The sequence below is a fragment of the Nocardia pneumoniae NBRC 100136 genome (assembly GCF_000308755.1).
Classification (GTDB): domain Bacteria; phylum Actinomycetota; class Actinomycetes; order Mycobacteriales; family Mycobacteriaceae; genus Nocardia; species Nocardia pneumoniae.
Map to the genome: position 1 here is coordinate 129,174 of NZ_BAGF01000151.1, position 12,157 is coordinate 141,330.

Here is a 12,157-nt window from a genome sequence, read left to right on the forward strand (position 1 = left end):
CGGTGTGGTGGGGGCAGGAGTCGCGGGCGACACGCTGATCACCTGCCCCATCCATCCGTCGACACGCTCTCAGCGGCTGCCGTCGTCATAGTCGCCGAGCAGGCGGCGCATGATCTTCCCGGACGAGGTGACAGGCAACTGAGATACGAACTGGACCGCGCGGGGAACCTTGTATGCGGCCAGGTGAGCGCGGCAGTGCGCGATGAGCGCCTCCCTGCTGACCTCCGCGCCGGGTTTCACCACGACATAGGCCTTTGCCAATTCGCCCTTCATCGCGTCGGGTACGGCCGCCACGGCAGCGAGAGCGACCGCGGGATGCATGCACAGTACGCGCTCGATCTCCGCGGGATAGACGTTGAAACCGGCAGTCAGGATCATGTCCTTCTTGCGGTCGACGATGGTGAAGTACCCGTCCTCATCCATCGTTGCGATATCGCCGGTGTGGAGCCAGCCGTCCGGTTCGATGGTGTCCGACGTCGCAGCCGTGTTGCCGTAGTAGCCCTGCATCACGAGCGGCCCCCGGAACATCAGCTCGCCGCGCTCCCCCACGGGCATCTCTCTGCTCGCATCATTTGCGTCGACGATCCGCATTGCGTTGCCGGGGAAAGGGATTCCGATCGTCCCGGGCTTGTTGGGGCCGACCACGGGATTGGCGCTGCTGACACCCGCCAGTTCGGTCATCCCCCAGACCTCATGAACGGGGCAGCCCGTTCGCTCTGTGAACTCGACCGACTTGGCCGCCGGCAGGGTCTGGCCACCGACCCAGCAACGCTTCAGGCTCGACAGGTCGTATTTGTCGAAGTCGGGATGCGCCAGCAGATAGTAGTAGGCGGTCGGAACACCATCCATCAGTGTGGCAGCCTGCTCGCTGATAGCACTCAGAACCGCCACCTCATCGAAGCGGGGAATCATGATCAAGCACGAGCCGGCCATCACCGAAGCATTCAACACGCACGATCCATAGACGTGCGGCAGCGGCAGAGCGCTCACGATCCGGTCATGCGGACCTCTCGCTCCCATCGTCGCCGTCCCCGTCGCGGCGCCGATCACCGAACGATGACTCTGCATCGCTCCCTTGGGGCGACCCGTCGTCCCCGACGTGTAGCAGATCGCGGCGAGATCCCCGGGCTCCCGCGCCACAGGAGCGAAATCGGGGCCGCCGCAGGTGAGCCAGTCCGAGAACGCTGCCGCGCCGGGGCTCGAGCCGCCCCACACGACGACCTGCGCAGTCTGGTCCGCTCGTGCCTCGAGCAGCGCCCGGCCTCGATCGGCCGACGCAACGACAACTCGCGCGCCGGCATCCTCGGTGATGAAGCTGACCTCCTCCGGGGTCAGCATGACATTCGCGGGTATCACCGTGGCACCGGTCTTCGCGATCCCGTAGTAGGCGAAGATCCATTCGACACAGTTGTGTCCATACAGCACAACTCGATCGCCCGCTACGACGCCGGTGCTCGTGAGTCCGTTCGCGACACGATTCGACTGACGCTCCAGGTCGATGAACGACACGGTCCGACCCTCGATAACGAACGCGGCGCGGGCCCCGAATCGCCGCGCGGCTATCGGAGCAATATCACCGATCGTGCGCGTCATGACTTCACCCTCCCGTACACCAACCATTTCATTCCTGACGTTCCTCACGTGGATCTCGACTGTTACCCTGATCGCGGCGCTACCAGCCAAGCCAGCAGCGCCGCGAGTAATTGGTGTCAGGGTTCGCCGGTTCGGCCGTACTGCGACGGAGTCGTCGCGCCTTTCCTACCCGGAAATGGCGACGTCCGCACGCAACCGGCCCATGAGGGTCTCCGCGTCGATAACCTCGGCGTAGCCCTGCTTCAGGGTCTCGACCGTGACCCGATGCATCGTCTCGGCGGGCGTGCCGTCAATACCGTCGAAAGTGCAATTCAGGTCGTCGACAAAAATGACCTTGTAATCCCGATTGAAAGCATCGATCGTGGTGGTGAGGCAGCAGAAGTTCGTGGCCATTCCTGTGACGATGATCGTATCCCGACCCCGGAACGGTGGATTGCTGAGAACCACGTCGAGCTTCGAGGCATAGAAGGAGCTGTACTTCCACTTCTGGATGTAGACCTCGTATTCGCTGAACGCCTCCGGCCGGAGCGTATCTACAACCTCGACTCCCGAGGTTCCCGGGATGCAACTGTTGCGCGTCTGATGCCAGTAGTCGTCGAGGCGGTCGTCCCCACCGCCGTGATCCCCACCCGAGAAATGCGACGCGCTATAGGCGATCGGCACCTTATTCGCTCGAGCGAACTCGAGGAGCTCCTTCGTCTTGGGATACATATCGCGCCCGGCGTCGATCACCCACTCCTTGCCGGGCTCGAGGAAATCTCTGATCATGTCGACCACGATGATGATCGCGTCATCGACAAGTTTCTTGCTCATAGCGCCGCTACTCCATTCCTCGGTGTTGATTCGGCTGTTGACAGGATGGTTCCGTAACAACCGCATCGCCATACGTCAACTGACGGATTTGTGCTCCCGACTTGGCAGATGCAGAGCCCGTTGCAGAGGCGCTCCCGGCCGGGGAGCCAGCGACATCGGCGGGCTCGGAGGCAATTACGGCGCCAGCCTCTGATCAGCCTCCCGCGCCGGACAGACCGCGCACCGCGACGGCGCCACCATCCACCGCCGACCTCACTGGCGGCACCTTCTACCTCAGGGAGGGTCGCAACGTGGTCACCGACGACCACGGTCTCGACATTGGCGTACTCCTCCTGCACCTGCTCGCCGCCGACCAGGCGATCACCATCACCCGCGTATCAATCCCGCCGGAAGCTCGTCGCCGACGTGGCCGCCGCGAAGGACGTCGGCTATTGCGGGCACGGCACAGTGCCTTCCCGATACGACGCACCCGTTAGAGCGAAAGGCGCCGCCGGCGGCATCGACGGAGGCTGGTCTGGGTAGATTCGGGTCACGCAAAATCGGTCGATTGACATATGGCCTCGGCGTACTCAGGCAGAGATCCTACGTGTGTCGGCGAGGAGCAGATAAACGAAGCGCTGAGGCTGTCGCCTTGGCGGATGCGAGTCTCTGCTAGCTGACGAGGCCCAGGCGATCGAACGCTTCACGAGTCGTGGACATTGATTTGCTATTTACCTAGAAAGAGAGGGCCATGGGCGTGAATGAGATCTGTCTGATGGAAGCCACGGAATTGGCGGCGAAGATCAGGCAGAAGATTCTCTCGCCAGTTGAGGTGGTGGATGCTTTCCTCGATCAAGCCGACCGGATCAACCCTCAGGTCAACGCGTACTGCTTCACACTTCACGAGCGAGCGCGTGCGAAGGCTCGCGAGGCGGAGGCTGCGGTCACTTCCGGCAAAGAACTGGGGGCTCTGCACGGTGTACCCATCGCGATCAAGGACATCACCGTGTCGAAGGAATCGAGACGACGTTCGGGTCGTGGGCGCTCAAGGGCAACATACCCGATAAGATCCCGTCCTCTTGTTGCGGAACCTTCGGCTTGAAGCCGCAATTCGGGCGAACCCTCCGGAATCCTGGAGACTCACTATGAGAGTCTTCTGAACTTCGGACCCATGACATGGGCCGTCCGGGGCGCCGCTATCTTGATGTCGGTTTGGGCAGGCCCGGATGCACGGGATGCCCTTTTCCTTGCCGGACACCGGGGAGGACTGGCTCGGCGCGCTTCAAGGCGATGTTCGCGGCGCGAAGATCGCGTACTCACCCGATGTGGGCTGGGCTGTGGACCCGCGAGTCAGGGAGGTCGTCGAGAAGGCGGTATCGACGTTGAGTGATCTCGGCTGCCAGGTCGAAGAGGTTCCGATCAAGGTGACCGAGGAGGTTTACGAGGCCGAGCTGGTCAAGTGGGCGTCGTTGTCTGCTCTATTCAAGAAGTACGCGACGCCGGAGAATCGCACGCGCATGTGTGACTTCATCCTCGAGATGTTCGACCTGGGTAACGCCAGGTCGGCGGCCGACTGCATCAAAATGGACATCGCTCGCAGTCGCTGGTATGACCAGACGCAGAGAGTTCTGGACAAGTACGACTACCTGGTCTGCCCGACCATCGCAGTTCCGCCTCCGTCTGCCGAAGGAATGTCCTCTGGCCCAGATATTGTTGCCGGCAAGCATGTTCACATGTGGCTGGGCTGGGTCTTGACATGGCCTTTCAATCTGTCGATGCACCCGACGGCCAGCGTTCCCGTCGAATTTACTCCAGGGAACCTTCCCGTGGGCATGCAGATAGTCGGCAGGCGTTTCCGGGAGACCGATGTCCTGCGGCTGGCGGCACGCTCCGAGGAGGCGTCGCCGTGGACGCACCGGCGGCCGGCCCTCGCGCTGGGATAGCCGGCGCCCGCGGTCCTCGAGGACTCCACCGCGAGTCGGTGTAGCAGAGAGGCGATGTCTCAGGTGGTGGGGACAAGGTCAGCGTTTCCCCACCACGACCGCAGGTATGTCGGAAAAGTTTGCCCAGCAAACGCGGGTAAGTGGATGTGGCGTGGGATTACTTCCCGCGTAAATGTCTCGCGCGCGCACCATTTCATGCGGCATCTGCTTGGCGGCCACGACGACCGCGCTCGCTACAGAATGTTGTCCCAAAAGGGAAAGACCCGCTCCCTCATGGATCTTCGCCGAGGAGCAACCCCTGGCTGACCGCAATAGCAACGAGTTGTGAGCGCGTCGAGCAGGACAGCTTGGTCAAGATATGCTCCACGTGGGTCGACACGGTCCGCACGCTTATGAATAGGCGCTGGGCGATTTTGGGATTGGACAAGCCGCTCGCTATGAGATGCAGGACTTCCAACTCGCGGGGCGTCAGGCCGTACGGCCACGGTGTGGCCTCCGCAGTCACCAGAGCTACACCGTCTGGACAGGGGACCACCGTGATTCTCCAGCAGGGCCCGGACCGCTTCGGCCAGAGAAAACTACAGCGCTGCCAGCTCCCGGCCAGACGGGTGAGAAGGTGCAGCAGGGCGCTGTCCTCGGCCAATTTGGGCCCGGTCTCGTGGCCGGGTACTTCGGCGACCATCCCGTGAGACGACACGATGACCGCCCCGGCTCCCGGAGCGAGCGTATCGACGAGGGTCTTCGGTGTGCGGAGCGTGTCACACACCATGGCAAAGAGCCCCCGGAACCGTTCGAGAGTCTCCCGCCCCTCGTCGGTGGCATCGGAGGGCTTCGACCAGCTCATGTGCAGCGAACCGGTGTACCGGCCATCCGGCAGCCGCAAACAGAACGTCGTCCCTTCGTGAAACCCCTCCGGTATGAGGAACTCCTCAGCAGTAATGGTCCCCGCGAAGTCGAGGTTCCAGTCCCGGGCCATATCCCGCCACCGCAGCGCTCCAGACGTTCGCATGCGCATCAGCGGGAAGGCCGGATTATCCCTCACGAAGCCATCGTTGATGTGCTCGATAGTCCTTTTCGAGTAGCCGTCGCTAGCCAGTTCCCGATGACCATGCTTGCCGAGGAGAGGGTCCCACGCGCTGAGGAGGTAGGCGGAACAGGGAACGAGCTCTCGAAGTAGGCGCGTGGTCTCCTCAGCTTGCTCCCGGACCTCGTCGCGCGGACACCGCACGAGGCCGCCCTCGTTGGCGGCCGTTTGCAGCCTTGTTTCGAATCGCGTAACCAACGCGACCACCTCGAAATCGCTCCACGCTGGCCCATACTGTGGGTCGAATCGTGCGCCCAAGTCTAGCGCAGTTATTGTTCAGTGATTCTGCATTATGCAGAGGTTGATCGATCGCGCTCATAACGGGCTGGTGAAGTTTACGGTCGACGAGCACGCTGAGATACGAACGCGGGGGAACGGTCCGGATCTGACGGCGACCGTGGCGATGCGGGTGCGGATCGTTCGTTGCTCAGTGCGGACAGACGACTGGCCTGACTCGGCGTTGCGCACTGGGATTGCTTCCACGGGCCCTCGTGGTCGTCCAGGCCGGTGACGTGGTCCATCGAGACCCCGGTGTTCGTCGATAAACGCCGCCCCGTAGCAGGCGGGTCGTGTAGAGGTCCATGCGGCGCTCGCCCGGGAGCCAACGGAGCAAGGCAGCTTGTCCCTAGCTGAACGACCACGACACGACGGTCGATTGGGCAGATCTGCCCTAGGAAGGCATTGCCCGACTCACTTTACTTGCTCCAACGGCCAACCGACGGACGGAGAAGTGAGATGAACATCGAGGAGTACACCCGGCAGGACGCGACCGGGCTTGCGGAACTCATCCGCAGTGGCGAGGTGTCCGCCGAGGAGGTGCACACCGTCGCCGTCGAGGCGATCGGCAAGGTACAACCGCAGATCAACGCCTGCGTCAACGAGCCGTGGGACCGCCCCCTCGACTACAACCCCGACGGCCCCTTCGCCGGCGCGCCCTTCGGGTTGAAGGACCTCATCTGCCATGCGGCGGGCGTACCGTTCAAGTGGGGAAGCCGTATCACCGGCGAGCACGGGGTCACCCTGGATTACGACACCGAACTGATGGCGCGCTTTCGCCGCGCCGGCTTGGCAACCACCGTCATGACCGCGACGCCGGAGTTCGGCTACGGCGGCAATACCGAGCCGCTGGTGAATGGCTCGACACGCAATCCGTGGGACCTGAGCCGGTCGGTCGGCGGCTCCAGCGGTGGCAGCGGCGCACTCGTCGCGGCAGGCGGCGTGCCGGTCGCGCACGCGAACGATGCCGGCGGCTCGATCCGCATCCCCTCCTCCTACAACGGGACGGTGGGGCTCAAGCCCAGCCGGGGGGTGGTGTCACTGGGACCCGGCCACGGCGAGGGTGCGACGGGGCTGGCCTCCGAATTCGTGATCACCCGCAGCATCCGAGACGTGGCCGGCATCCTGGACCAGGTCGCCGGCTGGGTACCGGGCGAGCGCTATCGGGTCCAGGCGCCGGCCCGTCCCTACACCGATGAGCTGACCGCCGACCGGCGCGGGCTGCGTATCGCCCTGCACACCAGTTCGTGGGCCGGAACACCCGTCGAGCCAGAGGTCGCTTCCGCCGTCCAGGCAGTCGGCGCCATCTTGGAAAGCCTGGGCCACCACGTCGAGACCGCAACCCCGGTGTTCGACTGGGAGCGATTCATGATCGCCGAGCACTGCTTCTGGATCCAGTTCGCGACCGACATGACGGAGGCGGCGAGCGCGCTCTCGGGCATCGCTCCGTCCGAGGAGAGCCTGGAGGCGAGCAACCTGATCGCCTACCGCGCCGGGCAGCAGATGACCGCCCGACAGTTCGGCGAGGCACTCGCGATCCAGAACGAGACGAGCCGGATATTCGGCAACTTCTTCACCGACTACGACATCCTGATCACTCCGACGACGAACACCACGGCGCTGCCGCTCGCCTTCCTCGACCACAACGACTACAGCCTCGATGCGAACAGCTGGTGCGACTTGTTCCACAACTACCTGTCCTTCACGCCGCCGTTCAACCAAACCGGCCTGCCTGCGATCAGCCTGCCGCTGGCGCAGTCCTCGGCCGGCATGCCGATCGGCGTACAACTTGCCGCGGACATGTGCCAGGAGTCGCTGCTCATCGCGGTGGCCGCGCAGTTGGAGCGCGCGATGCCGTGGGCAGATCGCCGTCCAGGTGTTCACGCCGCGGGCTGAAAGCGTCACAATGGGCAGGAAGGGGCATCGGTGGCGTGGAGCAGGCGGCATGGACGAGCGAGCGGTGGACGCGTTCGGCTACGAACTCGCCTCGATTGCCGCGGACGCGCTACGCGGAGTCCGACCGCACGGGCAGTTGCTCCAGCGCATCGGCACGTTGATGGACGTGGATGCGGCGATCGTCACACGCCCCGACCTGGCCAGCGGCTCGATGCACGTGCTCGCGCAGCGCGGGTACGGGCCCGAGGAGCTGCGACTGATGACGACACGGTCACTGCTCGCGCGGGACCCGGCGCTGACGAGCATCCGCCGGGACAGGACTCGACCGCCGATACGGTGGTGGGTCGACCCGGACTACACCTACGAGAACAGCGAGTCGGCTCGCGAGTTCCTGTGCCCGGCAGGGTTCAACGGCGGGATGTCGATCGGCTACTACACCGAAACCGGCGAGCACGCGGGCTACGTGCACCTGAGCACCCGCGCCCGCCTCATCCCTTCGCCGGCGCAGCTCGCGGTGCTGGAGCGATCTCTGCCGGTCGTGGCGGCCCTGTTGGACGCCACGCCGGTGGGGCCGGACGCCGAGGTGGCGGTGGTCGAGGATGGCCGACTGGTGTTCTGCGCAGATGATGTGCCACGCGCCGACATGCAGCAGGTCGCGACCCTGCTGGGTGGGCTGAACGTGCGGTCGGCCCCGCGGTCCGGCTCGTTCCGCTGGCGTGGCTCGAAGTGGTACCGGATCGACTGGTCATCCAACAATCTTCGTGTCTGCGCAGTCGTGCATCGCGAAGAGCCGCCGCACCAGCTGACGGCCAAAGAATTCGAGGTCCTGGACCACCTCTGCGCCGGGCTCACCAATGCCGACATCGCCGCTCGCATGTATCTCAGCGAGCGGACAATCGCTCACCACGTCGAGCGCATCCTCGGCAAGCTCGGCGCGACCACCCGGACAGCGGCGGTCGCCCAAGCGATTCACGAGGCGCTGCTGCTGCGGCCCATGTGGACACCGGGCGCCCACCGCCGCTGACGTTCTACTACCACCCCTCTCCCCCATTACCACTGTCGCGCGCCTACGCGCCGGCGCACGCTACCCATCGAACGGAGCCTTCCATGTTGAGCACGATGCAGGACGAGCCGCTGTCCCTGGCGACGCTGCTGCGCTACGCCACAACCGTGCACGGCACGGCGCGAGTCACGACCTGGACACCCGACGGCGTCGACCAGATGACGTTCGCCGAGTTGGGGCACGATGCCGCGCGCCTCGCCCACGCCTTACGGGCGCTCGGCATCGAGGAAGGCGACCGCGTGGGCAGCTACCTCTGGAACAACCGCGCGCACATGACCGCGTACTGCGCGGTGCCGGCGATGGGAGCTGTCCTCCACACCTTGAACATTCGGCTCGCCCCCCAGCAGAACGTCTATATCGCCAACCACGCCGGCGACAAGGCGGTCATCGTGGACGGCTCGCTGAGCGCGCAGTTCGCCGACGTGCTCCCACACCTGACCTCCGTCCGGCACGTCATCGTAACTTCCTCCGGGCCGGTCGAATTCGACGCCCCGGCAGGGGTCGTCATCCATCGCTACGAGGACCTGCTCGCCGCGCAGCCCGACGAGTACGACTGGCCCGAACTCGACGAACGCGCGGCCGCTGCGTCCTGCTACACCTCCGGCACGACCGGTGACGCCAAGGGCGTCATGTACTCACACCGCTCGATCTGGCTGCATTCACTGCAGGTGTGCGCGACGTACGGAATGGCGTTGTCCCCGCACGACAGCGCGCTCACGATCGTCCCGATGTTCCATGCGATGGCCTGGGGTATTCCGTACGCGGCGCTCATGGCCGGCGCGTCGCTCGTACTGCCGGACCGCTACCTGCACGCCCCGGACCTCGTGCGGCTGCTCGCCCAGGAACGGCCAACCTTCGCCGCCGCCGTCCCGACCATCTGGATCGGCGTCCTCGATCAGCTCGACCGCCACCCGCAGGACGTCACGCACCTGCGTAACGTCGTCGTCGGCGGCTCTGCCGTGCCACCCGCACTCATGGACGCATTCGCCGAGCGGCACGGCGTCGATATCATCCAGGCGTGGGGGATGACCGAGACATCCCCCTTGGGAAGCCTCGCGTGGGCACCGCCGACCGCCGAAGGCGACGACGCCTGGCGCTACCGCTACACACAAGGACGACTGCTGCCCGGCGTGCAGGCGCGGCTGGTGAACGACCGCGGCGAGGTGCAGCCTTGGGACGGACGCTCACTCGGCGAACTCGAGGTACGCGGGCCGTGGGTCACCGGGCGCTACTTCGCGCCGGAGGGCACAGACGCGGCCGACCCCGAGAAGTTCGGCGATGGCTGGCTGCGCACCGGCGACATCGGCTCGATCACCCAGGACGGCTACCTGAGCTTGACCGACCGATCCAAGGATGTGATCAAGTCGGGCGGGGAGTGGATCTCCTCCGTGCAGCTGGAGAATGCCGTCATGGCCCATCCCGCAGTGTCCGAAGCCGCAGTGATCGGCGTGCCTGACCAGGTGTGGGACGAGCGGCCGCTGGTCGCCGTCGTCCTCAGCGACGGCGCCCAGGTGACCCCCCGCGATCTGCGCGCGCACCTGACCTCGTCCTTCGCCAAGTGGCAACTGCCCGAGCACTGGACATTCATCGACGAGGTACCGAAGACGAGCGTCGGCAAGTTCGATAAGAAGCAGCTGCGAGCCGCCTTCCACGACGGCACTCTGGAGGTCACTACCCTCACCTGAGGTGACATCTGCAAGTGGGCCTCGGCTATCGGTTGAGCAGGTGGTCGAGTGCCCTTGAACATGCAGGGGTGCCGTTGTCCAGGCACAATCACGCCGGTCGAGTTCGAGGCCGCGGGAGCCAGCCGTAGCCAGGCTTGCGGGCCTACGCCCGCCCCGCCCCGAACGCCACGACGCCGTACCGAGTGCTATGCCCCCACGCTCGCTGTGAGTCTTCGGGTGGCCGGCCTGGGACCGGCGTGACCAGGGTGGGCGGCGGTCGCCCGTCTCGAAGATGTGACCCATGCAATCACTGGCCCTACGCATGTGCCCTTCGGTTGGACTTGTTGTCGCGGAGTCGGAGCGCCCGCCCCAGTCGCCGCTTCGTTGCGGCAGTTCCGGGCCGCGGCCGCTGGTACAAGACCGTAGGGTTGGCGACGGTGACCTTCCCGGCGACAGCAGGCAGGAGTATCTCATGCCGCCGAACAGTGGGACCCGTCGTCCGACACAGGAACGGGCGAAGGCAACCCGCGAGCACATCCTCGACAGTGCCGCACGGCTGTTCGGAGAACACGGAATCGCCAACACGTCGACCAGCCGGATCGCCACCGAGGCCGGAGTGAGCGTCAGCACCGTCTACCGTTACTTCACCGACCGCACGGTCATGGTGGACAAGCTGATCGAGCGGCTAGTGGAAAATGCCGAACAACGCTTCACTCAGCATGTCTTCGGCCTCGCCGGGCAAACCACCGCAGAGCTGATGGAGTCGATCTTGGAGGTCATCACCGACGAGCTGATGGCCAACGCCCAGTTGATACGTGCGCTCTCGGTCGGTGTCTCGTTCTATGACACCGGTATCCCCGAACTCGAACTCCGTCTACGTCTTTTCGCCAAGGTGCTGGTTATCCAGCTGCTCGGACCGGGCGACGACCACAAGTACGACATCATGAGTATCGTGTTGATCAACACCGGGATCGCGGCGGCGCTTCGCGCGTCGGTGCTCGAAATCGACAACTCGCAACGTCAGCAGGCTCTCAGCATCACCGCGCGTGCGGTCGCGGCGTGGATCGAATCCGAACGCCCGCAAGGCTCGGCATGACGCAGGTTGAACGCTTGGCAATCGGCGCACCGTCAGGTCGCACAACACCGCGCCTCCTGCGCCGGCAGACAGAAGCGGGTACGTGACCCCGGCGAAGAAGGCGACTCGTCCTCCGACACAGGAACGCGCGAAAGCCACCAGAGAGCATATTCTCGATACTGCCGCACACCTGTTCGGGGAACACGGGATCGCCAATACCTCGACCAACCGGATCGCCGCCGAGGCCGGGGTGAGCGTCAATACCGTCTACCGGCACTTCGCCGACCGTGCGGTCATGGTTGACGAACTGCTGCAAAGGCTGCTGGAAAATATCGAACAGCACCTCATCCGCAGCGTGTCCGATTCCGCCGGCAGTACCGTTCTCGAGCTGGCCATCACGATCCTCGAGTCCATCACCGACGAGCTGGTGGCCAACGCCCCACTGGTGCGGGCGTTGGCGGGAGGGCTGGCCTACTACAACAGTGGTCTCCCGGAATTCGAACCACGCCTGCGCGCGCTACTGAAAGTCCTGCTGATCCGGGTGCTCGGCCCCGGGAATGAAACAGGCCAGGACGCAAGGGCGTTCGTTCTGATCAATGTCGGTTTCGCGGCCGCGGTCCGCGCCGCGCTACTCGACGCCGATACCGGCGAGCGCCGCGAAGTCATTGTCATGACCGCACGCCTGATCGCGGCAGGAGCCGCCGCCGAAATCGTGGCATCGTCGAGCTTCGGATAGCCCCCACCACTATGAGGCGCCGGAGCTGGCAAACT

Annotated in this window: 10 protein-coding genes; 7 read left to right on the plus strand and 3 right to left on the minus strand. The window is 64.7% G+C overall.

Annotated features, from left to right (window positions below; translation table 11 throughout):
• Positions 1-69 precede the first annotated feature (69 nt).
• Entirely contained in the window at positions 70-1,593 is a 1,524-nt protein-coding gene (locus ON34_RS31635) for an AMP-binding protein (protein ID WP_040786732.1), read from the minus strand.
• A 165-nt stretch (positions 1,594-1,758) separates the two neighbouring features.
• Positions 1,759-2,406: a cysteine hydrolase family protein gene (locus ON34_RS34045; protein ID WP_051023415.1), complete on the minus strand. Its 648-nt coding sequence runs from the start codon at positions 2,404-2,406 to the stop codon at positions 1,759-1,761.
• 730 nt (positions 2,407-3,136) lie between these two features.
• Here ON34_RS34045 and ON34_RS35355 point away from each other — a divergent pair.
• Both ON34_RS35355 and ON34_RS31645 read left to right on the plus strand, forming a co-directional pair.
• On the plus strand, positions 3,137-3,487 hold the full coding sequence (locus ON34_RS35355; RefSeq protein WP_083889939.1) for an amidase family protein: 351 nt from the start codon (positions 3,137-3,139) through the stop codon (positions 3,485-3,487).
• 133 nt (positions 3,488-3,620) lie between these two features.
• A complete protein-coding gene (locus tag ON34_RS31645) occupies positions 3,621-4,328 on the plus strand; it encodes an amidase family protein (RefSeq protein ID WP_157172549.1) in 708 nt (235 codons plus the stop codon).
• A gap of 271 nt (positions 4,329-4,599) precedes the next feature.
• Here ON34_RS31645 and ON34_RS31650 read toward each other — a convergent pair whose 3' ends face one another.
• Entirely contained in the window at positions 4,600-5,610 is a 1,011-nt protein-coding gene (locus ON34_RS31650) for a response regulator transcription factor (RefSeq protein ID WP_157172550.1), read from the minus strand.
• 537 nt (positions 5,611-6,147) lie between these two features.
• Here ON34_RS31650 and ON34_RS31655 point away from each other — a divergent pair.
• The 5 genes from ON34_RS31655 to ON34_RS31675 all read left to right on the plus strand — a co-directional run bounded on the left by ON34_RS31655 (position 6,148) and on the right by ON34_RS31675 (position 12,122).
• Entirely contained in the window at positions 6,148-7,584 is a 1,437-nt protein-coding gene (locus ON34_RS31655) for an amidase (RefSeq protein WP_040786740.1), read from the plus strand.
• Between the two features lie 49 nt (positions 7,585-7,633).
• A complete protein-coding gene (locus ON34_RS31660; RefSeq protein ID WP_040786744.1) occupies positions 7,634-8,608 on the plus strand; it encodes a helix-turn-helix domain-containing protein in 975 nt (324 codons plus the stop codon).
• Positions 8,609-8,691: 83 nt separating this feature from the next.
• On the plus strand, positions 8,692-10,332 hold the full coding sequence (locus ON34_RS31665; protein ID WP_040786747.1) for a long-chain fatty acid--CoA ligase: 1,641 nt from the start codon (positions 8,692-8,694) through the stop codon (positions 10,330-10,332).
• Positions 10,333-10,783: 451 nt separating this feature from the next.
• Complete coding sequence (locus ON34_RS31670) at positions 10,784-11,407, plus strand: TetR/AcrR family transcriptional regulator (protein ID WP_040786750.1); 624 nt, start codon at positions 10,784-10,786, stop codon at positions 11,405-11,407.
• Between the two features lie 82 nt (positions 11,408-11,489).
• Positions 11,490-12,122, plus strand: coding sequence for a TetR/AcrR family transcriptional regulator (locus ON34_RS31675; protein ID WP_040786753.1), 633 nt, complete (start codon positions 11,490-11,492; stop codon positions 12,120-12,122).
• Positions 12,123-12,157 lie beyond the last annotated feature (35 nt).